Raw genomic sequence first — 25,262 nt, forward strand, 5'->3', positions numbered from 1 at the left:
CCAAACCGAATTCTGTACGGCGTCGTTCGACTGGATCAAATTTGCGTGAGTTCGCGCAGCCCACGAATGTCCGCGCTCGTCTGCATTTGCCGCGTTTCGCGGCAGGCCGATCGTGTGCCGCGGATTGGAGCAGCTGCTGCACGGCTGCGCCCATGCGGCGCTGCGCGAAATCATTTAGTATCGGCACAGCGGCGGCGGTATCGCCCTTTGCTCCACCTACTTCGATAAGAACAACATGAGAACCTACGCCATCGGCGACCTGCAGGGCTGCGCCCACGAAGCCCAACTCCTGATCGACCGCATCGTCGACGACGCGCACCAGCACGGACAGGCGCAGCCGCGCATCCTGTTTGTGGGCGACCTGATCAACCGCGGTCCGGATTCGCTCGGCGCGCTGCGCCGCATGAAAGCCTTGAGCGAAGCGCACCCCGGCCGTGTCGAAGCCCTGCTCGGCAACCATGACCTGCACCTGATCGCGGTGGCGGTCGGCGCGCAGCGCGCCAGCCGTTCCGACACGCTCGACGAGATCCTGGCCGCACCCGACCGCGATGAACTGATCGGGTGGCTGCGCCAGCGCCCGCTCGCGATGTTCGAGGATGCGCACCTGCTGGTGCACGCCGGCGTCGCGCCGGAATGGGATGCGGCGCAAACGATGGCGCTGGCGCACGAGGTCGAGGACGTGCTGCGCGGCGACGGGTGGATCGATTTTCTCGCCCGGATGTACGGTAACGAGCCGAACCAGTGGGACGACAGTTTGAGCGGCATCGCGCGCCTGCGCTGCATCGTCAACGCCCTCACGCGCATGCGCTTGTGCGCTCCCGACGGGAGCATGGATTTCCTGCACAAGGAAAGCGAGAGCGGGCCGGAGGGCTCCGGCCTGGTGCCCTGGTTCGACCTGGCGCAGCGGCGCACGCGCGACGTCACCGTCGTGTTCGGGCACTGGTCGGCGCTGGGGCTGGTGCTGCGGCCGAACCTGGTTGGGCTCGACAGCGGCTGCGTGTGGGGCGGGAAGCTGACGGCGGTGTGCCTGGACGACCGCTCGCTGCTGCAGGTGGATTGTCCCGAGTACCGGGAGCACAGCGGAAAAAAGTGATTGTATTTTCGGTAGGGTGGGCGCTTCCGACTCCGCTCTCGTGCCGGATGATCTGGCTGCAAACGTTCACCGCGTGGGCGGGAGACCCGCCCACCCTGCGGTTTAACGCTTGAGCTGCGAGAGATCGCGCACCGCCCCGCGGTCCGCCGACGTCGTCAGCGCCGCGTACGCCTGCAGCGCCTGCGACACATAGCGCTCGCGCGCCACCGGCTTCCACGCGTCAACGCCGCGCTCTTCCATCCTGGCGCGCCGGTGCGCCAGTTCCTCGAAGCTCACGCGCAGGTTGATGGTGCGTGCCGGGATGTCGATGTCGATGATGTCGCCCTCTTCCACCAGCCCGATCGCCCCGCCTTCGGCCGCTTCCGGCGAGGCATGGCCGATCACCAGGCCGGAGGAGCCGCCCGAGAAGCGCCCGTCCGTGAACAGCGCGCAGGCCTTGCCCAGGCCCTTGGACTTGATGTACGAGGTCGGGTACAGCATCTCCTGCATGCCCGGGCCGCCCTTGGGGCCTTCGTAGCGGATGATGACCACGTCGCCGGCCTGCACCGTGTCGCCCAGGATGCCTTCCACCGCCGCGTCCTGGCTTTCGAACACGCGCGCCTTGCCGGAGAAGGTCAGGATGCTCTCGTCCACGCCGGCCGTCTTCACGATGCAGCCCTTCTCGGCGATGTTCCCGTACAGGACCGCCAGGCCGCCATCCTGCGAGTAGGCGTGCTCACGGTCGCGGATGCAGCCATTGCTGCGGTCCAGGTCGTTCGCATCGAAGCGCTCGGCCTGCGAGAACGCGACCTGGGTCGGCACGCCGCCCGGCGCCGCGCGGAACAGCTGGTGCACGGCCTGGTCGTCGCTGCGCTTGATGTCGTACTTCTCGATCGCTTCTCCCATGGTGGCGCTGTGCACGGTCGGCAGCGAGGTGTCGAGCAGGCCGGCGCGCGCCAGCTCGCCCAGGATCGCGACGATGCCGCCGGCGCGGTGCACGTCCTCGATGTGGTACTTGTCGGTCATCGGCGCCACCTTGCACAGGCAGGGCACCTTGCGCGAGATGCGGTCGATGTCGGCCATGGTGAAGTCCACCCCCGCCTCGTGCGCGGCCGCCAGCAGGTGCAGCACGGTGTTGGTGGAGCCGCCCATCGACACATCCAGCGCCATCGCGTTTTCCCAGGCGGCCTTGGTGGCGATCGAGCGCGGCAGCACCGAGTAGTCATCCTGTTCGTAGTGGCGCTTGGCGACTTCCACGATCAGGCGGCCGGCGCGCAGGAACAGTTCCTTGCGGTCGGCGTGGGTGGCGACGATGGTGCCGTTACCCGGCAGCGACAGGCCCAGCGCCTCGGTGAGGCAGTTCATCGAGTTTGCGGTGAACATGCCCGAGCAGGAGCCGCAGGTCGGACAGGCCGAGCGCTCGATCTCCGCCACGTCGGCGTCCGACACCGTGCTGTCGCCGGCCTTGATCATGGCGTCGACCAGGTCCAGCTTGATGATCTTGCGGTCATTATTGACCACCTTGACCACCTTGCCCGCTTCCATCGGGCCGCCGGAGACGAACACCACCGGGATGTTCAGGCGCATCGCGGCCATCAGCATGCCCGGCGTGATCTTGTCGCAATTCGAGATGCACACCATGGCGTCGGCGCAGTGGGCATTGACCATGTACTCGACCGAGTCGGCGATCAGGTCGCGCGAGGGCAGCGAATACAGCATGCCGCCGTGGCCCATGGCAATGCCGTCGTCCACGGCGATGGTGTTGAATTCCTTGGCGACGCCGCCCGCCGCTTCGATCTCGCGCGCCACCAGCTGCCCCAGGTCCTTCAGGTGCACGTGGCCGGGCACGAACTGGGTGAAGGAGTTGACCACCGCGATGATCGGTTTCTCGAAGTCGCCGTCCTTCATGCCGGTGGCGCGCCACAGGGCGCGGGCGCCGGCCATGTTGCGGCCCTGGGTGGTGGTGCGGGAACGGTAGGTGGGCATTGCGGTCTCCTCGGCAGCAAATCAAGCAAAGCACCAGCGTGCCGCCAAGGCTGTGAGTTGTCCAATATATGATTTATTGTTCTGTGATACGTTTTACATATCACAGCGAAGTGCGCCGGCGACTGCGTCCTGCGCGGCCTGGGCCAGCTCGCGCCGATGTGCGCCGGAGGCAATGATCGGCGCCAAGGGCTGCAGGCGTGCGATCACCGGCTCGCCTTCCAGGATGGTGAACAGGCTGTCCACGAAAGTGGTGTCGCCGACGTAGTCGACCGAACGGTGCCAGGCGCCGGCCGCATCGACGTAGGACAGCGCATAGGGCTGCACCGCCACCTTCGCATCGATGGCGGCTTCGAACAGGTTGGCGTGGAAAGGCAGCACCTCGCCCTGCAGCGAGGTGCTGCCCTCAGGGAAGAAGGCGACGCGCTGGCCCTCTTGCAACACGGTAACCAGGCCCTTGAAGATGTGGCGCAGCTCGCGCCGGTTGCCGCGCGCGATGAACACCGTGCCCGCGGCGGCGGCCAGCCAGCCGAGTACCGGCCAGGAGCGGATCTCGGCCTTGGCCACGAAACGGCAGGGATGCAGGGCATTGATGACGAAGATGTCGAGCCAGGAGACGTGGTTGGCCACGATCAGCGCGTGATCGAGCACGGGCGCTGCCGCGACGCCTTCGGCGCCGCCCTGCTCGACGCTGACACGGCACAGGCCGAGCAGCTTGCGCGACCAGCGCCGCGTGAGCCGCTCGCGCGTGGCGGTAGAGGCCAGCGGAAACACCAGCGCGCAGGTCGCCAGGCCCGCCGCCAGGTGGACCATGACGCGCGCGAGGCGCAAAGCAAGCCGGATCTTCAAAGCAGGGAGAAAACGATACGGGCGGCCTGAACCGCCCGCGTTGCTTATCGCTGGAAGGCCACGCGGCCGCGCACGACCGTCGCACGCACCTGCCCGGCCAGTTCGTAGCCGAGGAAAGGCGTGTGCTTGCCCTGGCTCGCCAGGGCCTTGCGCTCGACCTTCCAGCGCGCATCCGGGTCGAACAGGACCACGTCGGCCGCCGCGCCGACCGACAGCGTGCCGGCAGGCAGGCCGGCGATGCGGGCCGGGCTCGATGTCACCTTGGCCAGCGCCCGTGACAAGGCATCCGGCTCGCGCTGCTCTTCGGCCCACTTCAGCGTGAGCGCCAGCAGCAATTCCAGGCCGGTCGCGCCCGGCGTCGCTTCAGCGAAGGGCAACAGCTTCTCGTCCTCGTCCACCGGGGTGTGGTCCGAGCAGACCGCGTCCACGGTGCCGTCCAGCAGGCCACTGCGGATCGCATCGCGGTCGCGCTGGCTGCGCAGAGGCGGGTTGAAGCGCGCGTTCGGGTCGAAGAAGCCGATGTCGGCGTCGGTCATGTGCAGGTGATGCACGCCGACGTCGCAGGTGACGTCCAGGCCTTCCTTCTTCGCGCTTGCCACCAGCGCCAGGCCGGCTGCCGAGGACATGCGGCACAGGTGCACGCGCGCGCCGGTGGCGCGCATCAGCTCGAAGATGGTGTGCAGGGCGATGGTTTCGGACATGACCGGCACGCCCGACAGGCCCAGGCGCGACGCCAGCGGGCCGCTGTGGGCCACGCCGCCGCGGCCGATGTGCGCGTCCTGCGGGCGCAGCCAGACGGTGTAGCCGAAGGTCTTGGCGTACTGCATGGCGCGCAGCAGCACGGTGGTGTCCAGCACCGGTTCCTCGGCCTGCGAGAAGCCGATGCAGCCGGCCTCGGTCAACTCGGCCATTTCCGTGAGTGCTACGCCTTTCAGCCCCATCGTCAGCGCGCCCAGCGGGTGCACGTTGGCCTGGTTCAGGATGCGCGCGCGGTGCTTGAGCATCTCGACCAGGCCCGGCTCGTCCAGCACCGGGTCGGTGTCCGGCGGGCACACCAGGGTGGTCACGCCACCCTGCATCGCCGCCTGCATCTCGGATTCCAGCGTCGCCTTGTACTCATAGCCCGGCTCGCGCAGGCGCGCCGACAGGTCGACCAGGCCGGGGGCGACGACCAGGCCGCTTGCGTCGATGGTCTGGTCCGCCGCGAAGCCTTCCGGGGCGCTGCCGAGGGCGGCAATGACGCCGTCGGCGATGTAGAGGTCCTGTACCTGGTCGATGCCGTTCGCCGGGTCGATCACCCGGCCGTTCTTGATATGGTATTTCATCCGTGCGAATTTCAAGCTCTGCCTCCCGCCAAAATGCTCATCACTGCCATGCGTACCGCAATGCCGAAGGTCACCTGCGGCAGGATCACCGCCTGGCTGCCGTCGGCCACCGCCGAGTCGATCTCGACCCCGCGGTTCATCGGGCCCGGGTGCATCACGATCGCATCCGGCTTGGCCAGCGCGAGGCGTTCCGGGGTCAGGCCGTAGCTCTTGAAGTATTCCTGCGCAGACGGCAGCAGCGCGCCGCTCATGCGTTCGTTCTGCAGGCGCAGCATGATGATCACGTCGACGTCCTTCAGGCCCTCGTCCATGTTCGTGAAAGTACGCACGCCCATCTCGGCCAGGCCGCCCGGCAGCAGCGTGTGCGGGCCGATGGCGCGCACTTCCGGCACGCCCAGCGTGGTCAGGGCGTGGATGTCCGAACGCGCCACGCGGCTGTGCAGGATGTCGCCGACGATCGCCACGCGCAGGTTGGTGAAGTCCTTCTTGTAGTGGCGGATCGTGTACATGTCGAGCAGGCCCTGGGTCGGGTGCGCGTGGCGGCCGTCGCCGGCGTTCACGACGTGCACATGCGATTGCCCGGTCTCGATCAGGTGCTTGGCGATCAGGTAGGGCGCGCCCGACTGCGAGTGGCGCACCACGAACATGTCGGCATGCATGGCAGACAGGTTGTCGATGGTGTCGAGCAGCGACTCGCCCTTGCTCGCCGACGAGGCCTGGATGTTCAGGTTGATGACGTCGGCCGACAGGCGCTTGGCGGCGATCTCGAAGGTGGTGCGGGTGCGGGTGCTGTTCTCGAAGAAGAGATTGAACACGCTCTTGCCGCGCATCAGCGGCACCTTCTTGACCTCGCGGTCCGAGATGCCCACGAAGCTCGATGCGGTGTCGAGGATGTGGTTGATGACCGACTTGGGCAGGCCTTCGATGGTGAGCAGGTGCTGCAGCTCCCCGTTCTTGTTGAGTTGCGGGTTGGTGAACAGTTTCGGCATATCAGTGGGAAGCGGCAGGGTCTAGCGGATCTTCTTCGATGGTCAGCGACAGCTGGCCGGCATCGTCGCGCTGCAGGCACAGCGACTGGTTCGGCGCCAGTTCGGCGCGCGTGCCGACGTAGTCCGGGGCCACCGGCAGCTCGCGTCCGCCACGGTCGGCCAGGGCCGCCAGGCGGATGCAGGCCGGGCGGCCGTAATCGAACAGCACGTTGATGGCGGCGCGCACGGTGCGGCCGGTCTGCAGCACGTCGTCCACCAGCACGACCGTCGCCCCATCCACCGGGAAGCGGATGTGGGTCGGCTTCACGTCCGGATGCAGGCCCTTCTTGGCGTAGTCGTCGCGGTAGAACGAGACGTCGATGGTGCCGAAGCGGTTCGTCAGGTCGAGGTCGCGCGCGAGGCGTTCGGCCAGCCAGGCGCCGCCGGAGTGGATGCCGACGATGGCGGCGTCGGGCACGCCGTCCAGGCCGGCGCGGACCTGGCCCAGCAGCTCGCGGTACAGCGCTTCCGCGTCGTACGCTTGATTAGATGTTGGCATGAGAGTCAATGAGCGTCAAAGTATTGTTGCAGAATGATAGCAGCCGCCTTGGCGTCGATGATCTCGCCGCGCTTTTGCGGGATGACGGCGGACGAGTAACGCTCGTCGACGAGTTCGACGGGCAGCTTGAAGCGGCCGTGGAGCTGGTTGGCGAAGCGCCGGCTGCGCAGGGTCATGTCGTGCTCGGCGCCGTCGGGATGGCGCGGCTCGCCCACCACGAGGCGGGCCGGCTTCCATTGATCGATCAGGTCCTCGATGACCTGGAAACGGGTGGCGTTGTCGACCGCCTTGATGACGGTCAACGGTTGGGCTTGCCCGGTCAGGGTGTTGCCCATGGCAATACCGATGCGTTTGACCCCAAAGTCAAAACCAAAAACAATATCAACCACGGGCGATCTCGAGCAAACGGCGCTCCTTACGCATGGCCAGCTTCGGTCGCTAACATGAGTGGATCGATTCCCAGCAGTTTGATGGCGGCGGTATAGCGTTCGTCGATCGGCAGGTCGAACAGCACGCGCGGGTCGGCGGCGACGGTAAGCCAGCCGTTGCGCGACAGTTCCTCCTCGAGTTGTCCCGGGCTCCAGCCGGCATAGCCGATCGACACCAGCATGCGGGCCGGGCCGGCCCCGCTGGCGACGGCTTCCAGCACGTCGATCGAGGTGGTGAAGGCGACGTCGTCGGTGACGGTGAGCGAGGACGAGAAGCGCCCGCCCGGCGAATGCAGCACGAAGCCGCGGTCATCCTGTACCGGCCCGCCGAACATGATCGGCTGGTCCACCACCGAGGAGCGTAGTCCCGGCGCCAGCTTTAGGTCGACGCGGTCGAACAGGACCTCCATCGTCATGTCGGTCGGCTTGTTGATGACCACGCCGAGCACGCCCTTTTCGTTATGCTCGCAGATATAGACAACGGTACCGCCGAAAATCGGATCCTGGATCGACGGCATCGCGATCAGGAAATGGTTGGCGAGGTTCAGCCCTGAAGAAGCCGGGCCGATCTTACCGAGCGTTTCATTCTGTTCCGGTGGCATGCCGGGCATCGGTAGAGTGCTGCCAACTTTGCTTTTTTTCATACGCTTACTCTCACATAGGCCCACTCTGGTTTGACCGCGAAGTGTCCACAAAACAACGTTACGCTTTTCGATAGTTTACACCGAATCGGTCCAGGGCCGATGGAAGCGCCCCGATACATCTCCGATGCATCTCTTGAAAAGCCCGCTAGACCGACCCGGATCTGTCCCGTTCAGCTACAAACGCAGTCCTGTTAGGACGAATCCTACCCAGTAAAATCGGCCGCCAATTTGACCCTGCACACGATGATGAATATGAGCAACTCCCTGGTCTGGTTTCGGCGCGACTTGCGGGCATTCGACCATGCAGCCCTCCACCGAGCCCTGACCTCGTCCAATTGTGTGTACTGCGTTTTCGTGTATGACAGCGACATTCTCGACCCGCTGCCGCGCGACGACCGCCGTGTGCGGTTCATCCACGCCAGCCTGGCCAGCCTCGACGCCGAGCTGCGTCGGCTCGGCGGCTATCTGATTGTGCGGCAGGGCCGCCCTCTTGAAGTGGTCCCGGCGCTCGCCACCGAACTGGGTGTCGACGCGGTGTTCGTATGTGCCGATTATGAACCCGACGCGGTGGATCGCGACGCACGGATGAAAGCACGACTGGCAGCCGATGGTAGGAAATTTCTGAGCTTCAAGGATCAGGTCGTTTTCGAGCAGGACGAGGTCTTGACCCTGGCCAAGGGACCGTTTTCGGTGTTTACGCCGTACAAGAACGCCTGGCTCAAGCGCCTGACAAGCATGCCGGAAGCGCTGGCGGCCTATCCGGTCGACCCGTACGCGCATGCCTTTGCGCCACGGCCGCCGGATGCGCCGCCCCTGCCCTCGCTCGCCGAGATCGGCTTCGAGCCGGGCGAGCCGCCGCTGGCAGCCGGGATGGAGGGCGCGCAGGCGCTGTTCGAGCGCTTCGTGGCGCACATCGCTGACTATGGCCGGGCGCGCGATTTCCCGCTTGAAGACGGCACCTCGCGCCTGTCGGTGCACCTGCGCTTCGGCACCACCTCGATCCGCCACCTGGTGCGCACGGCGCGGCAGATGATCGAGAACGGAGCGGGCGGCGCGGGCGCATCGGTGTGGCTGTCGGAACTCATCTGGCGCGATTTCTACGCGATGATCCTGGCGCGTCATCCCCATGTGGTCACGCAGTCGTTCAAGCCGGCCTTCGACCTGCTGGCCTGGGAGACCGGAGACGACGCGGATGCGCTGTTCGCGGCCTGGTGCGAAGGCCGCACCGGCTATCCGCTGGTGGATGCGGCGATGGCGCAGCTGGACCGGACGGGCTTCATGCACAACCGGCTGCGCATGGTGACGGCGAGCTTTCTCACCAAGGACCTCGGGATCGACTGGCGGCGAGGGGAACGCTATTTTGCGCTGAAGCTGATTGACTACGACCTGGCCTCGAACAATGGCGGCTGGCAATGGGCGGCGTCGACCGGCTGCGATGCGCAGCCGTGGTTCAGGATCTTCAATCCGGTGGCGCAGTCGCAGCGCTTCGATGCGCATGGCGACTTCATCCGGGAGTGGCTGCCCGCCCTGGAACGCCTGAGCGCGAAGGAGATTCACGCGCCGTGGCTGGTGGATGCGGAGGTGCTGGCGAAGAAAGGGGTGGTGCTGGGGCGGGACTACCCGCTGCCGGTGGTCGACCATGACGTGGCGAGGAAGCGGACGCTGGAGAGGTTTGCGGTGGTGAAGAAGGCTGCGGGCCGATAAGCCGCCCATAGCCCAATGTCTGTCAGTCAGGAAGGACTGTAGGGTGGGCGGGGTAATGCCGGGCAATGCCCGGGATTACAAACGTCCACGCGGTGATAGTTGAGATACGAAAAATCGACCGGGCTGCAGTACTGTGATTTGACCGCGTGGGCGGGAGACCCGCCCACCCTACGGATGAGCGGCGCCTCTTGAGTGACAGGCATTAGCCCATAGCCCGGCCTGTAGGGTGGGCGGGGTAATGCCGGGCAATGCCCGGGATGACAAACGCCCACGCGGTGATAGTTATTGTCTGATCAGACGCACGGGCGGCATTACCGTGATTTGAACGCGCAGGCGGGAAAACAGTCCACTGGACTGTATTCCCCCGCCCACCCTACTCAAGCAAACTCTCGATCGCCGCCACCAGCACCGGTTCCTGATAGGGCTTGCCGAAGTAGGCATTCACCCCCAGCCCGAGCGCGACGTTGCGGTGCTTGTCCGCCGTGCGCGAGGTGATCATGATGATCGGAATCGACCTGGTGCGCTCGTTGTTGCGTACCTCGCGCGTCAGGTCGAAGCCATCCATGCGCGGCATCTCGATATCCACCAGCATCAAATCCGGCCGCAGCTGCTCGATCTGCTCGAGCGCGTCGACGCCGTCCTTGGCCAGCATCACCCGGTAGCCTTCGCGTTCCAGCATGCGCTGGGTCACGCGGCGCACGGTGATCGAATCGTCCACCACCATGATGACCGGGCGCTGCTCCGGCTGGGCCTCTTCCAGATTGCCTGCCGTTGGCGCCATGGGACGCTGCGCCAGCACCACCGGATCGAGGATCAACACGATCTCGCCCGTGCCCAGCACGGTGGCGCCGGCGATGCCCGGGACCTTTGAGAGCTGCGGGCCGATGTTCTTGACCACCACTTCGCGGTTGCCCAGCACCTCATCCACGCGCAGCGCGATGCGCCCGCCGGCGCCATGCACGACCAGCACCGGATTCAGGCGCTGCGGCGCCGTTCCGTTGCCTTCCCCCAGCAGCACGTCCAGCGAGTGCAGCGCGTGGGACTGGCCAGCCACGGCGATCGATCCGCTTGCCTCGGCCGCAGCCAGCTCGGTATCGCGCACCTGCAGCACCTGCTCGACCAGGGTGGACGGCAAGGCATAGGTGCGCCCGCCGCTCGCGACGAGCACCACCTGCGCCACCGCCAGGGTCAGGGGCAGGTGGATCGAGAAGCGCGTGCCCTTGCCCGGCTCGGTCGAGACCAGCACGCGACCGCCCAGCGCCTGCGCTTCGGAGCGCACCACGTCCATGCCGACGCCGCGGCCGGCCAGCTCGGTCAGCGTGTCGGCGGTCGAGAAGCCCGGTTCGAAAATCAGCTCGGCGGCTTCCTGATCAAGCACGGACTGGCCCGGTTTGAGCAGGCCAAGATCGCGGGCCTTGGCGCGGATGCGCTCCAGGTCCAGCCCGGCGCCGTCGTCGCTGAACACGATCGCCACTTCGTTGCCGTGCTGGCTCACCTGCACCAGCACTTCGCCGGTCTCGGCCTTGCCCGCCGCGATGCGGGCGGTGCGCCCCTCGATGCCGTGCACAATTGCGTTGCGCAGCAGGTGCTCGAAGGGCGCCGCCATCTGCTCCAGCACGCTGCGGTCGATTTCCACCGAGCCGCCGCGGATGTCCAGGTTGACGCGCTTCTCGAGTTCCTTGGCGGTCTGGCGCGCCACCCGGAACAGGCGTTCGGACAGGTTTGCAAACGGCACCATGCGCACCCGCATCAGGTCGCGCTGCAGGTCGCGTGTCATGCGCGACTGCGCCGCCAGGTCCTCGGAAGCGCTGTCCACCGTACGCGACAGGCTCTCGTGGAAGGCCTCCACGTCGTTCACGCTCTCGGCCATCATGCGCGTCAGTTCCTGCAGGCGCGTGAAACGGTCGAACTCGAGCGGGTCGAATTTCTGCTCGCCGGCGATCGACAGGGTGGAAGCGATCTGCGACTCGGCCTGCATCTCGATCTCGCGCATCTGGCGGCGCAGGCGGTCGAGGTTTTCCGAGAAGTCCGACAGCGCACCCTTGAGCGAGCCGACCTGGTTCTCCAGGCGCGAACGCGTGATCGACACCTCGCCCGCCTGGTTGACGACGCGGTCGAGGACGTCGGCGCGCACCCGCACCAGCGGCGCGCGGCTGCCCGGCTGCTCGGCCGCGGCCGATGCTGGTACAGGAGGGGCTGCCGGCCCGGATGGCTGCTGCAGCTGCTCGAACAGCAGCAGCGCCTGGTCGTAGTTGGCCAGCAGTTCGTCGAAGGCGGCCGGGGTGCTGGTTCCGGCGTGCACCATGTTCTCGATCTGGGTTTCCAGCTCGTGGGTATGCTGGCCGAGGCGCATCGCGCCCGCCATGCGGGCGCTGCCCTTCACCGTGTGCAGCGCGCGCTGCAAGCCCTGGGCGACGGCATGGTCCTGCGGGTTCTGCTGCCACTGGCGCAGGCCCTTGCCGATCTGCGGGAACAGGTCGGCGCCCTCTTCCAGGAATACCGGCAGCAGGTCCGGGTCGAGCTCGTCGGTGAAGACCGGGCCGGTGGCCAGCACGCTGTCGCTTGTCGCGGGAGCAGGTTCCGGGACCGCAGGGGAAATCGGCGCATGCAGCGCTTCCTGCAGGGGTTCAGATTCGAACGCTGGCGCCACGCCTTCCGGCGCCGCGTCCAGCACCGCCTCGTCCGGCGTGACCGGGACAAAGAGGGGATGCGAAGCCGGCCCCGGCTGCGCAGGCGCCGCCTGGTCGAGGGCCGGGGCGGCAAACGGGTCGTCGAGGAAGCTGTCGAACAGGTCGTCGATCTCGCTGACCGCACGCGCCTGCTCCTGTTCGTCATGCCGGGCCAGGGCCGGTTCGGCAGGCGGCGACGCCAGGATCTCGCCATAGGCAGTGGCGAACAGCGCATCGAGCTTGTGGGCCAGGGCCGGATCGACTTCGCCGTACACGCTTGCTGCCTGCTGGCTGGCGAGCCGCGCCAGCAGCGTGTCGAGCTGGGCGATCAGTTCCGGCTGGGCCGGAGCCAGTTCGCCGAGGGCGAAGACCTGCAGCATCGTGCGCACCCGCGACAGGGTCGCGTCCAGCAGCGCGCGGCCATCGTCGTCGAGGGTCGGGCCCGGCGCCGCCAGCTTTTCCAGCACCAGCTCGAGCGCATGGGCGACATCGCGCAGCGCGGCGTAGCCCACCGTGGACGAGGTGCCGGCCAGGGTGTGGGCAGCCTTCAGGGCTTCCGGCGAGGCGCGCCGCTCCGGTTCCGCATGCCAGGTATCGAAGTCCTGCGCCAGCAGCTGCACCAGATTCCCGGTTTCGTCGAGGTAGATCGTGTACAGGCCGAGCGGGATTTCCAGCCCGCCGATGCGTTTCGTGTCCGGCAGCGGCTCCGGCCCAGGCGCCGGCTCGGGCTCAGTCACCAGTTCAGGCTCGGGCTCGAGGATATCCTCGAGCACCGGCACCGGGATGTCCTCGGCCACAGGCTCGGGCATTGCATCCGGCACCGGCGCGCCGCCTTCCTGCACCCGTGCAGCGGCGGCAACGATCGTCGCATTGTCGCGCGTGGAGCTGCCGCTGGCGACCAGGTCCGCCACCCAGGCGGACAGTTCCGCATGCGCCTGGCGCAGCAGCGCCAGCAGTTCCGGCGTGGCGCTGCGTGCTTCGGCCAGCCACAGGTTCATGACACGCTCGACCGCAGCAGCAGCTTCGGCAAAGCTGTCCAGGCTCACCATGCGGCCGCTGCCCTTGAGCGTGTGGAAGCTGCGGCGCAGCAGGGTCAGGGTCTCCTGGCTGGCGGGATTGCTTTCGGCCTGGGGCAGTGCCTCGGCCACGAAGCCCAGCACTTCCCGTGCCTCCAGGATAAAGATCTCGAGCAGTTCGGATTCGATCGTCGCTTCCTGGGGCTGTTCCGGAACTTCCTCGGTTGCGGCCGACCCGGGGGCGAACCCGGGCGCAGCCTCGACGAACTCGAAGGGCAGCTCGCGCAGCAGGCGTTTCTCGAGATCGAAGGTGAAGCGGCCCTTGGCGACCTCGCTGTCCTGTGCCAGCAGGTCGGTGAAGAAGCCGAGCGCGCCGATGTTCTGGGCGATGTTGTGCAGCACGCTCGATTGCGCGCTCACGTCGCCGTCGCTGCGCCCCAAGGCGCGCACCTCGCCGGCGACGTGGCGCACGGCCTGCACGGCCTGCTCCTGGTCGAGGATGGACAAGGCGCCCAGCAAGCCGTGCAGCACCGGCTCGGCCTGGGCCAGCACATCGCGCCGGGCGGGGTCGTCGTAGTAGTCGTCGAGCAGCTTTTCCACCTGGCGCAGGCCGGCCTTGATCTCGCCGGCCAGCACCGCCACGGTCTGGCCCTGCTGGATCTGGCGCGCCAGCTCGCCCTGCCATTGGGGCGCATCCGGCGGGGTCTCGCCGGCGGCCAGCGCCAGCAGGCGGGCGCCGACGGCTTCGGCGTCCTCGGCGAAGTCCTCGGGCAGCTGGCGCAGCTGGGCCAGGCCGTTCTCGACGAACAGCATGGCGGTCGCCATCTCCAGCCCGAAGTCCTTGCTGCGGCCGGCCTGCATGGCATCCGTCGCGGCGCGGCCGAGTTCGCGCATCAGCTGGGCCAGCGCCGGGGCGCCCAGCTTTTCGCTGGCGCCGGCCAGGCGCGAGAGCTGCTCGGTGAAATCATCCTTGACCCCGAGGTCGCCCTCGGTGGCGATGCGGTCCCAGTCCGACTTGGTGCGGGCCAGCGCCTCGCGCGCTTCCTGCAGCGTGGCCTGGTCGATGCGGCCATAGCGGCGCGCGGCGTAGTCGTGCGGCACCAGCCCGTCCAGGCCGCAGGCCTGGCGCAGGCGCTGGGCGTCCGGATTGGGCTCAGTTGCCGCACCTTCTGCCGCAGCGACGAAGAACAGCGCATCGCGCAGCATCGCATCCGGCGTGCCGCCCTGCCCTTGCGACAGGCGGCGCAGCTGCAGGTTGACCTGGCCGAGCAGCTGTTTTACATACAGGTCGCTTTCAAGCTGGCCGTCGGCCACCACGCCGGCAAAGGCGTGCAGGGCCTGCCAGAACAGCCGTGCGCGCGGCTCTTCCTGGCTGGCTGCGATCGGCGCCAGCGCGTCGCGCATGCCGTCCGCATGCCGGGCTTCGCCGCTCTTCAGGTAAGGCAGCAGCGCCTTTTCGAAACGCGCGCGGCAGGCTGCGATGTCGGGCGCAGTACCGTCGAGAGGCGCGGGCACCGGCGCATGCAGCGCGACACCCTTGCCCAGGCTGGCGGGCAGCAGGTCGGACGGGTGGATGCGTTCGACGCCCAGCTTTTCCTGCAGGTCGCGGTAATACGGGAACAGGCGCGCCGGCTGCTGCGGGCTGCCTGCCAGCAGCTCGTCGAGGTATTCGACCAGCGCCTGGTAGGCATCCTGCACCACCTTCACCGTGTCCGGCGTGCACGCCACCCGCCCGTCCTTGAAGGCGTCGATGAGCTTCTCGGCGGCGCCGCCCAGCACGGCGGCGCCCTCCACATCCACCAGCTGCAGCGCGCCGTCGGCCTGGTGCAGGTGGGTCTTCGCGTGCAGCAGCAGGGTCGGCTGCGCTTCAGGGTTGCGGCCGGCCGCGTCACGCAGGGCCGTGCCCGAGCGTCCCAGCGCGTCCCTGATCTCGCCGATCACCCAGGACAGGGGACCGGTATCGAAGGCTGGCATGCGTGGAGAAGTCGGGTTGGTCATGGGCTCGCGATCGTTGTACTCGGGCGTTTGTTCAGGCAGCCACGCGGAAGCGCGACACGGAATCCTTCAGTTCCTGGGCCAGCAGCGCCAGCTCGCGGATCGACTGCGCCGTCTGGCGCGTGCCGCCCTGGGTCTGCTCGGTCACCGAGAGGATGTGCTGCATATTATGGGCCACGCCGTTGGCGGACGTCGCCTGTTGCTCGGCCGCGCTGGAAATCCCCTGGATCAGTTCCGCCAGCCGGTTCGACACGCGCGAGATGTCGGAGAGCGCCGCGCCGGCCGCGTCGGACAGGCGCGCGCCCTCGACCACGCCCTGGGTCGACTTTTCCATTGCTGCCACGGCGTCGTGGGTGTCGGCCTGGATGGTACGCACCAGCGCGCCGATGCCCTTGGCCGCCTCGGCCGAGCGTTCGGCCAGGCGCTGCACCTCTTCCGCCACCACCGAGAAGCCGCGGCCGGCCTCGCCCGCCGAGGCGGCCTGGATCGCCGCGTTCAGCGCCAGTACGTTGGTCTGCTCGGTGATGTCCGAGATCAGGTCGGTGATCTCGCCGATCTCCTGCGAGGATTCGCCCAGGCGCTTGATGCGCTTCGAGGTTTCCTGGATCTGTTCGCGGATCTCGTTCATGCCGAGGATCGCGTTCTGCACCGCACGCGCGCCTTGCTCCGCCGCCGCCACCGACTGGCGCGCCACGTCGGCCGACTCGGTCGCCGAGCGCGACACGCTCGAGATCTGTGCCGCCATATGCAGCACCGTGCTCGATGCTTCCTTGATCTCGCGCGACTGGGCGTCGGCCGCGCCCAGCAGCTCGGTCGACACTGCCTGCGCCCCGCCGGCCGCACGCGTCACCTGCTCGGTGGTCCTGATGACCCGCAGCACCAGGCCGCGCAGTTCCTCGACCGTGTAGTTGACCGAGTCGGCAATCGCGCCGGTGATGTCTTCCGAGACGGTGGCGTGCACGGTCAGGTCGCCGTCCGCCACTTCCTGCAGTTCGTTCATCAGGCGCAGGATCGCCGCCTGGTTCTGGTCGTTGGTGGCCTTGGCTTCTTCTTCCTTGGCCTGGGCCAGCTGGCGCATCGCCTCGGCCTCGTGACGGCGGGCTTCGGCGCCTCTGGCGCGGTTGCGCGAGTCCAGCAGCATCACGCGGCTGATACTGCCGCCCATGGCCAGGGTGAAGATCGAGGCGCCCACCAGCAGCCAGAACCAGCCGCTCCTGGCGTCCAGCTCGTTGCGGTACTGGAGCTGCACCCGTGCCAGCGTCGCGCGCAGGCCCTCGTTGTCGCGCGCGATGACCCCCTCGGCAGCGTGCGCGGCGTTGAAGTTGTGCTGGTTGGTGGACAGCGGCGCCAGGCCTTCCTGCCAGCCCTTGTAGGCGGTGCGGGCATCGACGATGCGCTCGCGCAGGCCGGCGTCCGTGCCGGCGGCATTCCCCTCGGCCAGGCTGTCGAGCAGCGCGCCCAGTTCGGCGCCGTCGCGCACGATGGCGCGGGCGGCGTCGCGATGGGCCGCACCCGGCGCCAGGAAGGCATGGGTCGACACCGACAGGCGTTCGGCCAGTGCGCCCAGGCGGGCGAGAGCGGCGTTGCCGGGCTGCTTGTCGGCGATGGCCCGCAGCTCGGCGGCAAGCGGCTCGAACTTGCCGGCGCTGGTGCCGAAGCCGACCAGGTGGCGCTTGTTGCCGACGATGGTGGTGGCGGCGGCATTCGACGCGACCCAGGCCGAGCGCGCCTTGGCCAGCAGGAGTTGAAGCTCGCCCGAGGATGCCGGGATGGTACTGCCGTCCGCCTGGCCGCCGCGCGCCAGCAGCTGCAGCAGGCGGCCGACTTGGGCGCGGCTGTCGTCCAATTCGTTGAAGGCGCCCATCTCGCCGCGCAGGGCGCCGGGTGCGGCCTTGGCCACGCGCTGCGCATGCATCAGGGCGTCGGACGCGATCTGGCCCTGGCTCGACACCACGTCGGTGCGGGCTGCGTTCTGCCACATCGACAGCACGGTCAGCAGGATGCCGATCACGAAGGCCGCCAGTACCAGGCGCAGCTGGCGCGAAAGCGACATGTGGCCGATCAGCGGCAGGCGCAGCTCGTCTCCTTCGCCGGACGCGTTCAGCGGCTTGCGCGGGCGCGTGTTGCCGAGGCGGCGCGCGGCGGCCTCGGCCGAGCCATGCAGAGGGGGAACGCCATCGGGGGCGTGCGGCAGCACGCCTGCGCCGAACTGGGTGTCGGGCGAGGCCAGCACGGTGTCGTCGTCCGCGCTGTCCTTCGAGAATACGTTCATGCTGAGTTTCGATGCGAATCCCATACCGGCTCCTGGTCCTGCTTTTTTTGATTAACTGCGTTGGTCTGCCTGTTGTGCGACATTCAGGAAGCGTTCTTCCCGCACCAGGGCAGCAAGCGAGAGCGGCGTCCACACATTGTCGTCCGCGTCGCGCAGGACCTCGCCCTCGCGCCGCATGGAAGCCGCCTGGCGCAGGCCGTACACGCGGTCGGCCAGCAGCGCACAGTTGAAGCCGAGCGTGGGGGCGAAGGTCACCATGCGCATGCTTGGTGAGGTGCCCGGGGATGCGCCCGGAGGTGCGCCGGCGGGCTGGCCGGGTGGCCGTATCCCGTCCGCGCCGAGGTAGCGCGCCAGGTCGACGACACCGACCAGGGTGCCGCGCACGTTGGCCAGGCCCAGGTACCAGGGCAGCGTCAGGGGCACGCGCGCCAGCGGCACCGGCGACACGATCTCGCCGGCTTCGAGCAGGTCGAGCAGGTAGCGCGTGCCGCCCACCTGCAGGCCGAGCTGCTGGGTGGGCGCGCCGCTGCCGCCCTTGGCCGCCTGCATGCGCTCGAGGAGCTGCTCCTGGTATTCACGCAGGCGGGTGCGGCGCGATGCGGGATCGGGCCGTGCGCCCTCGGCCCCGCCGATCATGCCGCTGCCGCTGCCGCGGCTGCGGGCTTCTGGTCGAGCGAGGCGATGCTGGCCAGCAGCAGCGCCGGGTCGACCGGCTTGACCAGGTAGTCCTTGGCGCCCTGGCGCATGCCCCAGATGCGGTCGGTCTCCTGGTTCTTGCTGCTGCAGATGATGACGGGGATCGCCGCCAGCTCCGGGTCGCGCGCAATCGAGCGCGTCACCTGGAAGCCGTTCGCGCCCGGCATGACCACGTCCATCAGGATCAGCTGCGGGCGCTCGGCGCGGATTTTGTCGATCGCTTCTTCGCCGTTGACGGCGGTGCTCACGGCGTAGCCGGCGCGTGCCAGGATGTCGGTCAGGTAGAAGCGCTCGGTCGGGGAATCGTCGACGATGAGGATTTTTTGAATGGCCACCTTGGGCTCCGGGTCGGTTCGGTCAACAGGTTCAAGCCTTGGCTGCCGTGTGCTCGCGCACCGCGGCCAGCAGGCTGTCCTTGGAAAACGGTTTGGTGAGGTAGGCGCTTGCTCCAACCATCGCGCCGCGCGCGCGGTCGAACAGGCCGTCCTTGGACGACAGCATCAGCACCGGGGTGGCGTGGAAACGCGCGCTCTTCTTGATCAGGGCGCAGGTCTGGTAGCCATCGAGGCGCGGCATCAGGATGTCGCAGAACACCAGCGCGGGGTGGTGGTCGTTGATCTTGGCCAGCGCGTCGAAGCCATCGTCGGCCAGGACTACCCGGTAACCGGCCTGGGTCAGGAAGATCTCGGCGGAGCGGCGGATCGTGCTGCTGTCGTCGATCACCATGATGGTCAGGCCGGTCGGTTGCGGCGATGTCGTCATTTTCGTTTCACTTCAGCATGAAGCGCCACGATAGCACAGGGTTTTCCCCTTGTGCGCGATGTGTTGCAGTACGTCAACTAGGACGCTCACATTCCCGTAACATCCTGCAAACACACATGTTCTTGTCACAATTTAAATTGCCGTCATCTCGAAATCGTCCTTGCGGGCGCCGCATTCCGGGCAGGTCCAGTTCATTGGGACATCGGCCCAGCGGGTGCCCGGTGCAATGCCGTCGTCCGGGGCACCGGCGGCCTCGTCATACACCCAGCCGCAGATCAGGCACATCCAGGTCTGGAATGGGGCCGTCGAATCATTACTCACAATATGCGTTCCTTGTATGTTACGAGCCTTGAAGAACCGTAGCGAGCGGCCGCAATGCTGTCCGAGAAGCACAGCTGTACGGGAGTACAGCGAGCATCGCAGGACGGCAGTGCAACGCGTAGTAGGTTATTCGAGGTCTCGTCTAGTAGAATGGAGAGTCAGGTATCTTAATCTAGGCGTCGTGCAAAACCAACCGTTACCCCTCATCCTGACATTTGGCGTGTCCGATCCGGTCGGCGCGCTCGGCGTGCAGGCCGACCTGGCCGCCTTCGCCGCGCATGGATGCCACGGATTGTCGGTGGTGGCCGGCCTGCTGGTCGCCGACAGCGCCAAGGTGGAGAACCTGCACGAAGTCGACAGCGACTGGATGGCCGACCAGGCCAGGGTCCTGCTCGAGGACATGCCGGTGGCCGCCTTCAAGGTGGGCGCCGTGGCCACCGTGCTGCAGCTGGCGGCGATCGCCGAGATCGTGTCCGACTACCCGGACGCCCCCCTGGTCCTCGATCCTTTCCTGTCCGCCCTGCCCGATTCCGGCCTGGCCGACGAAGAGATGCTGTCGGCGATCCGCTCGATCCTGGCGCCGCAGACCACGGTGCTCATGCTGTCGCAGTCGGAACTGGGCCGCATGGCCGAGACCTGGCGCGAAGTTGGCGACAGCTTGGGCGACGGCGGCGCCGACGACAACAGCGAAGACACGCTGCTGGCCGACGTGGCCGAACTGACCAATGCCGGCTGCCAGTACGTGCTCGTGACCGGCACCCGCGACGAAAAAGGCGCCTGCTCGAATACCCTGTTCGATGCCGACGGCATCGTCGCCCGGGTCGAATGGCAGCACCTGCCGGGCCCCTTCGTTGGCGCCGGCAACACCTATTCGGCCGCCTTCACCGCCCTGATGGCCTGCGGCATGGAAGCGCCCCAGGCGCTGTTTGCCGCCCAGGAATACACCACCGGGGCGCTCGAGCACGCCCAGCGCTTCGGCATGGGCAAGTTCATTCCCAATAAATTCTACCGGAGCTGACCAGGCCCCTCGTTACCATGACCATTGAGAACACCTCGAAGAACGACCAACTGTTTGCCCGCGCCCAGCAATCGACGCCGGGCGGCGTGAATTCGCCGGTGCGCGCCTTCCGCTCGGTGGGCGGCACGCCGCGCTTCATCACCCGCGCCGAAGGCCCGTATTTCTGGGATGCCGACGGCAAGCGCTACATCGACTACATCGGTTCCTGGGGCCCGGCCATCGTCGGCCATGCCCACCCGCAGGTGATCAAGGCGGTGCAGGAAGCCGCAAGCCGCGGCCTCTCCTTCGGTGCGCCGACCGAGGGCGAGATCGACATCGCCGAAGAGATCTGCCGCCTGGTGCCGTCGATCGAGCAGGTGCGCCTGGTCTCGTCGGGCACCGAGGCGACCATGAGCGCGCTGCGCCTGGCGCGCGGCGCCACCGGCCGCGACAAGATCGTCAAGTTCGAAGGCTGCTACCACGGCCACGCCGATTCGCTGCTGGTGAAGGCGGGCTCCGGCCTGCTCACCTTCGGCAACCCGACATCGGCCGGCGTGCCGGAAGACTTCGTCAAGCACACCCTGGTCCTGGACTACAACAATATCCCGCAACTGGAAGACGCGTTCGAATCGATGGGCGACACCATCGCCTGCGTGATCGTGGAGCCGGTGGCCGGCAACATGAACCTGATCCGCGCCACCCCGGAATTCCTGGCCCGCATGCGCGAGTTGTGCACCGAGCACGGCGCCGTGCTGATCTTCGACGAAGTGATGTGCGGCTTCCGCGTGGGTCTGGGCGGCGCCCAGGAGATGTACAACATCACGCCGGACCTCACCGCGCTGGGCAAGGTGATCGGCGGCGGCCTGCCGGTGGCGGCCTTTGGGGGGCGTGCGGAGCTGATGCAGAAGATGGCGCCGCTCGGCCCGGTGTACCAGGCCGGCACCCTGTCGGGCAACCCGGTGGCGGTGGCGGCCGGCATGACGACCCTGAAGCTGATCCAGGAGCCGGGCTTCTACGAGAAGCTGGGTGCGGCCGCGCGCCGCCTGGTGCAGGGCCTGACCGAGGCGGCCCAGGAAAACGACATCCCGTTCTGCGGCGACGCGGTGGGCGGCATGTTCGGCTTCTACTTCAACCACAACATTCCGTCGACCTACGGCCAGATGATGGCGGGCGACAAGGAGCGCTTCAACCGCTTCTTCCACGGCATGCTGGACGAGGGCGTGTACTTTGCGCCGGCGATGTTCGAGGCGGGCTTCGTATCAAGCCAGCACACGGATGCGGTGATCGACGAGACGGTCGAGGCGGCGCGCCGGGTGTTCAAGCGTATCGGCTGATCCGCCCGCGTCAGGAAAGACGGCGATGAAATCTTATTTCATCGCCGCCTCTATTTTGAAAGATTATTTCATCTAGCGTAGCCAGCCGCGCCGGTGGAAATACAGGAGCGGCGCTGCGATGGCAGCCACCATCAGCCCCAGCGCAAACGGGTAGCCGAAATCCCATTTCAGTTCGGGGAATACCTCGAAGTTCATGCCGTAGATGCTTGCAATCAGGGTCGGCGGCAGGAAGGCCACCGAGGCCACGGAGAAGATCTTGATGATCTTGTTCTGGTTGATGTTGATGAAACCGACGGTGGCATCCATCAGGAAGTTCACCTTGTCGAACAGGAAGGAAGTGTGGCCGTCCAGCGATTCGATGTCGCGCAGGATCTGGCGCGCTTCCTCGAACTGGTCCGAGTTCAGCAGCCGGCCGCGCATCAGAAAGCTGACCGCGCGGCGCGTGTCCATCATGTTGCGGCGGATCCGGCCGTTCAAGTCTTCCTCGTGGGCGATCGCGTTCAGCGCGGCGGCCGCGTCCTGGTCGGTGAATTCCTTCTGCAGCACGCGGGTCGAGACTTCTTCGAGCGCTTCATAAATACCCTCGAGCGCGTCCGCCGAGTATTCGGCGTCGGTCGCGTACAGGTCGAGCAGCACGTCCATGTAATCTTCGATCGAGCCGGGACGCGAGCGCGCGCGCAGGCGCACCAGCCGGAACACCGGCAGGTCGTCGTTGTGCACCGAAAACAGGATTTTCCCGGACAGGATGAACGCGACCGTGATCACGCGTGATGGCCCGTCCTCTTCTTCGATCAGGAAATCGGTGCGCAGGTGCAGGTCGCCGTTCTCCGCCTCGTAGTAGCGGGCCGAGGCCTCGATGTCCTGGACTTCGTCCTCACCCGGGAGCGTCACCCCATAGGTCGTCTTGACCAGGATGCGTTCCTCTTCGGTGGGCTCGTTCAGGTCGACCCAGACCGGCGTCACATTCTCCAGGTCCTCGCGCGAGTCGACGCTGACCTGGTTCAGGCGGCCATTTTGTAGGACAAATACGTTGATCATGCGTTTTTCTCGGCCGGGATTCGAAAACTGCCGCAAGTGTAACCGACAGCCCCCGGACGCGGCCACCCCGTAACGACAATTTCGTCACGGGATACGCTGGAACGCTCAGGGCAGCTCGGCGAAACGCATCTGGCGCTGGATGGCGTTGGTACGGCGCACCAGGTAACTGGTAGAGCGATGCTTGTCGTAGTAGCGCGGGTTGGGCAGCATCACCGCCAGGCGCGCCGCCTGCGCCGGCGCCAGCTTGGCGGCCGAGGTGCGGAAGTAATGCCGCGCCGCGGCTTCGGCGCCGAACACGCCGCGGCCGAATTCGACCACGTTCAGATAGACTTCGAGGATGCGCTTTTTGCTCATCACGGTCTCGAGCATGAAGGCGATGATCATTTCCTGCCCCTTGCGCAGGTAGCTGCGCGAGCCGGTCAGGAACAGGTTCTTGGCCAGCTGCTGGGTAATGGTCGAGCCGCCGCCGACCACCTTGCTGCGGCGGTTGTTCCTTTCGTAAGCCTTCTCCAGCGCTTCCCAGTCGACGCCGTCGTGCTCGTTGAAGCGCGCGTCTTCCGAGGCAACGACGGCCCGCTTCAGGTTGTCCGAGATGCGCTCGTAGGGCACCCACTCGTGCTTGAGCTTCGCGTTGGGATTCTTTTCCTGCAGCGCGGCCAGTTGCTGGCGCATGAAGCTGGTCGAGGACGGGTTGAACACCGCATACCAGCAGACCATGATGAAGAAATAAAGCTGGACCAGCAGCACCAGCAGGATCGGCCCGAGGATCAGCCACTTGAGCCAGCGGCGCGAGGACTTCGCGCCCACCTTGCGGGTTTTACCCATCGTGATTGTCGTTGTGCTCATGCTTGCTTTGTCAGGGGCGCATCTTCTTGAATACTTCCGTCGTGTCGGGCCGCACGCCGCGCCAGATGGCGAAGGCTTCGGCCGCCTGCTCCACCAGCATGCCCAGGCCGTCGCGGGCGACGGCGCCATGGCCTGCCGCGAACGCCATGAACACGGTGGGCTGGCTCCCGTACATCATGTCCAGTGCCAGCGCGCCCGGGCCGAACACCGTCGGCGGTACCGGCGGCACCTCGCCCGCCAGGCTGCCCGACGTGCCATTGACGATGATGTCGAAGCTGCCGGCGACGTCGGCGAAGCCGGTACCGCGGATCGGGATGCCGTAGCGGCCGAAGTCCTCGGCCAGCTTCCCGGCGGTCGCCACGGTGCGGTTGGCGATAACGATTTCGCGCGGCCCCTGCTGGATGAAGGGCAGCAGCGCGCCGCGCGCGGCGCCGCCGGCGCCCAGCAGCAGGATGCGCTTGCCGGCGATGGCCACGCCGGCATTGCGGGTGATGTCGGCCACCAGGCCGGGACCGTCGGTGTTGTCGCCGACGATCTCGCCGTTCGCGAACACCAGGGTGTTGACGGCGCCGGCAGCCCTGGCCCGCTCTTCCAGCCGGGTGCAGGCCTGCACGGCTTCGATCTTGAACGGCAGGGTGACGTTGGCTCCCTTATAACCCTCGGCCACCAGGCGCTGCACGGTCGCCGCGAAGCCGTCGAGCGGCGCGAGGCAGCGTTCGTAGACCAGGTCCTGGCCGGTCTGGCGCGCGTAGACGGGGTGGATCTCGGGGGATTTGCTGTGGGCGATCGGGTTGCCGATCACGCAGTACTTGTCGCTCAAGCTTGTCATCCTTCGCTGCCTCGCAGTTCGGTCTGCATTTTTTCTTCGCGGGTGAAGCGGAAGCGCGTGATCACTTCCCACAGGTCGTCCTTGCCCTGGGTGCGCATATTGGCCGGGAAATTCCCGAAGGGCGCGGCCTGGCGCACGATGCGCAGGGCGGCGGCATCCAGGGCGGGGTTGCCCGAGCTGCGTTCGACGCGCGGGCCGCCGTCCTTCATATAGATGGTCCCGTCCTGGAACACCGGGATGTAGACCACCAGTTCACCGTACAGCTTCTTGCCGTTCTGCTGCGGGAAGTTGAGCGTGCCGACTTCCTCGATCCGCTTCTGCATCTCCTTGTAGTAGAGCGCATAGCCGACCTGGCGCGTGCTGGGCGTGATCTGGGTGCGCTTGGGGCGCTTGTTCTGGTCTTCGATGCGCTCGATGACTTCGCTTGCTGCGCGCGCGATGGCGCGGCTGGTATCAAAAGCGTCGGAGCCGGTACGGGTCGGATCGGGCTTGTCCTGCTCGGTCTTGGGCGGCGCATGGAAGCTTGACGAGCGCACCCGGGTCAGGACGTTCTGCTGTTGCTGTTCCAGTTCGGCGATGCGGCGCTGCAGGGCCTTGATGCTTTCGCCGTTCTCGACTTTCCGCAGGTCGGGCAGCGGGGAACGGGCGCGGCCCGCGTCCGCGGTGCCGCCGCCTTCCAGGTTGGCCTGGGCCAGCGCGTCCGCCTTGGCCGGAGCCTTGGCATGCTTGGCGTTCACCAGGATGACTTCGAGTCCCGGGTCGGCCGGCTGCTGGCGGAAGGCATCCGGCGCGGCGAAACGCACCGCCAGCAGCGCCGCGTGGGCGAGCACGGAGACGCCGAGGGCGATCATCAGGGGACGGTTATCTTGCAAATACTTCACTACGCGTGCCCGGACGGGCGGTTGGGTCAGGGATTGGGCATTCTAACCTGCAACGGCAGCGTGTGGTGGGGTTC

The 25,262-nt window shown here is 67.0% G+C and carries 21 protein-coding genes; 4 read left to right on the forward strand and 17 right to left on the reverse strand.

Annotation, left to right across the window (positions count from 1 at the left end):
• The first annotated feature begins 235 nt into the window (after positions 1-235).
• The gene (locus MA09_RS16630; protein WP_036250916.1) at positions 236-1,093 is read left to right on the forward strand and encodes a symmetrical bis(5'-nucleosyl)-tetraphosphatase; all 858 of its coding nucleotides are present in this window, start codon (positions 236-238) and stop codon (positions 1,091-1,093) included.
• Positions 1,094-1,195: 102 nt separating this feature from the next.
• Here MA09_RS16630 and ilvD read toward each other — a convergent pair whose 3' ends face one another.
• The 7 genes from ilvD to MA09_RS16665 all read right to left on the reverse strand — a co-directional run bounded on the left by ilvD (position 1,196) and on the right by MA09_RS16665 (position 7,795).
• Positions 1,196-3,058, reverse strand: a complete 1,863-nt coding sequence (ilvD, locus tag MA09_RS16635; protein WP_036250919.1) for a dihydroxy-acid dehydratase — start codon at positions 3,056-3,058, stop codon at positions 1,196-1,198.
• Positions 3,059-3,151: 93 nt separating this feature from the next.
• Positions 3,152-3,868 (reverse strand): 1-acyl-sn-glycerol-3-phosphate acyltransferase, encoded by a 717-nt coding sequence (locus tag MA09_RS16640; RefSeq protein WP_200883083.1) that lies wholly within the window; start codon positions 3,866-3,868, stop codon positions 3,152-3,154.
• Positions 3,869-3,948: 80 nt separating this feature from the next.
• On the reverse strand, positions 3,949-5,229 hold the full coding sequence (locus MA09_RS16645; RefSeq protein ID WP_036250923.1) for a dihydroorotase: 1,281 nt from the start codon (positions 5,227-5,229) through the stop codon (positions 3,949-3,951).
• An 11-nt stretch (positions 5,230-5,240) separates the two neighbouring features.
• Positions 5,241-6,218, reverse strand: coding sequence for an aspartate carbamoyltransferase catalytic subunit (locus tag MA09_RS16650; protein ID WP_036250926.1), 978 nt, complete (start codon positions 6,216-6,218; stop codon positions 5,241-5,243).
• A 1-nt stretch (position 6,219) separates the two neighbouring features.
• Positions 6,220-6,756, reverse strand: coding sequence for a bifunctional pyr operon transcriptional regulator/uracil phosphoribosyltransferase PyrR (pyrR, locus tag MA09_RS16655; RefSeq protein WP_036250929.1), 537 nt, complete (start codon positions 6,754-6,756; stop codon positions 6,220-6,222).
• 5 nt (positions 6,757-6,761) lie between these two features.
• Entirely contained in the window at positions 6,762-7,145 is a 384-nt protein-coding gene (gene ruvX / locus MA09_RS16660; RefSeq protein ID WP_036250931.1) for a Holliday junction resolvase RuvX, read from the reverse strand.
• Between the two features lie 26 nt (positions 7,146-7,171).
• On the reverse strand, positions 7,172-7,795 hold the full coding sequence (locus MA09_RS16665; RefSeq protein WP_373887852.1) for a YqgE/AlgH family protein: 624 nt from the start codon (positions 7,793-7,795) through the stop codon (positions 7,172-7,174).
• 279 nt (positions 7,796-8,074) lie between these two features.
• Here MA09_RS16665 and MA09_RS16670 point away from each other — a divergent pair, with 279 nt between their 5' ends.
• Positions 8,075-9,532 (forward strand): deoxyribodipyrimidine photo-lyase, encoded by a 1,458-nt coding sequence (locus tag MA09_RS16670; RefSeq protein ID WP_036251029.1) that lies wholly within the window; start codon positions 8,075-8,077, stop codon positions 9,530-9,532.
• A 373-nt stretch (positions 9,533-9,905) separates the two neighbouring features.
• On the opposite strand, the gene MA09_RS16675 is transcribed toward MA09_RS16670, so the two are convergent.
• The 6 genes from MA09_RS16675 to MA09_RS16700 form a co-directional block, all read right to left on the reverse strand.
• On the reverse strand, positions 9,906-15,215 hold the full coding sequence (locus tag MA09_RS16675; RefSeq protein ID WP_036250937.1) for an Hpt domain-containing protein: 5,310 nt from the start codon (positions 15,213-15,215) through the stop codon (positions 9,906-9,908).
• A gap of 31 nt (positions 15,216-15,246) precedes the next feature.
• On the reverse strand, positions 15,247-17,484 hold the full coding sequence (locus MA09_RS16680) for a methyl-accepting chemotaxis protein (RefSeq protein WP_229440766.1): 2,238 nt from the start codon (positions 17,482-17,484) through the stop codon (positions 15,247-15,249).
• 51 nt (positions 17,485-17,535) lie between these two features.
• Positions 17,536-18,120, reverse strand: a complete 585-nt coding sequence (locus tag MA09_RS16685) for a chemotaxis protein CheW (protein ID WP_036250941.1) — start codon at positions 18,118-18,120, stop codon at positions 17,536-17,538.
• Positions 18,117-18,515, reverse strand: a complete 399-nt coding sequence (locus tag MA09_RS16690) for a response regulator transcription factor (RefSeq protein ID WP_051933535.1) — start codon at positions 18,513-18,515, stop codon at positions 18,117-18,119. The genes MA09_RS16685 and MA09_RS16690 overlap by 4 nt, the downstream gene beginning before the upstream one ends.
• A 31-nt stretch (positions 18,516-18,546) precedes the next feature.
• Positions 18,547-18,942 (reverse strand): PleD family two-component system response regulator, encoded by a 396-nt coding sequence (locus tag MA09_RS16695; protein ID WP_036250944.1) that lies wholly within the window; start codon positions 18,940-18,942, stop codon positions 18,547-18,549.
• Between the two features lie 132 nt (positions 18,943-19,074).
• On the reverse strand, positions 19,075-19,227 hold the full coding sequence (locus MA09_RS16700) for a rubredoxin (RefSeq protein ID WP_029755924.1): 153 nt from the start codon (positions 19,225-19,227) through the stop codon (positions 19,075-19,077).
• A 217-nt stretch (positions 19,228-19,444) separates the two neighbouring features.
• On the opposite strand from MA09_RS16700, the gene MA09_RS16705 reads away from it, so the two are divergent.
• Together MA09_RS16705 and hemL are read left to right on the forward strand one after the other, a co-directional pair.
• A complete protein-coding gene (locus MA09_RS16705; RefSeq protein WP_036250946.1) occupies positions 19,445-20,281 on the forward strand; it encodes a hydroxymethylpyrimidine/phosphomethylpyrimidine kinase in 837 nt (278 codons plus the stop codon).
• Positions 20,282-20,298: 17 nt separating this feature from the next.
• Positions 20,299-21,594 carry a glutamate-1-semialdehyde 2,1-aminomutase gene (hemL, locus tag MA09_RS16710; protein WP_036250949.1) on the forward strand — a complete coding sequence of 432 codons (1,296 nt, stop codon included), beginning with the start codon at positions 20,299-20,301 and terminating at the stop codon, positions 21,592-21,594.
• Positions 21,595-21,666: 72 nt separating this feature from the next.
• Here the strand turns inward: hemL and corA are convergent, their stop codons facing one another.
• The 4 genes from corA to MA09_RS16730 form a co-directional block, all read right to left on the reverse strand.
• Positions 21,667-22,632: a magnesium/cobalt transporter CorA gene (gene corA, locus MA09_RS16715; protein WP_036250951.1), complete on the reverse strand. Its 966-nt coding sequence runs from the start codon at positions 22,630-22,632 to the stop codon at positions 21,667-21,669.
• 105 nt (positions 22,633-22,737) lie between these two features.
• Complete coding sequence (gene mtgA, locus MA09_RS16720) at positions 22,738-23,457, reverse strand: monofunctional biosynthetic peptidoglycan transglycosylase (RefSeq protein ID WP_036250954.1); 720 nt, start codon at positions 23,455-23,457, stop codon at positions 22,738-22,740.
• Positions 23,458-23,488: 31 nt separating this feature from the next.
• The gene (gene aroE / locus MA09_RS16725) at positions 23,489-24,307 is read right to left on the reverse strand and encodes a shikimate dehydrogenase (RefSeq protein ID WP_036250958.1); all 819 of its coding nucleotides are present in this window, start codon (positions 24,305-24,307) and stop codon (positions 23,489-23,491) included.
• Positions 24,304-25,158 (reverse strand): TonB family protein, encoded by an 855-nt coding sequence (locus MA09_RS16730; RefSeq protein ID WP_051933536.1) that lies wholly within the window; start codon positions 25,156-25,158, stop codon positions 24,304-24,306. The genes aroE and MA09_RS16730 overlap by 4 nt, the downstream gene beginning before the upstream one ends.
• Positions 25,159-25,262 lie beyond the last annotated feature (104 nt).

The organism is Massilia sp. BSC265, from assembly GCF_000740675.1.
In the GTDB taxonomy this organism is placed as follows: Bacteria; Pseudomonadota; Gammaproteobacteria; order Burkholderiales; family Burkholderiaceae_D; genus Telluria.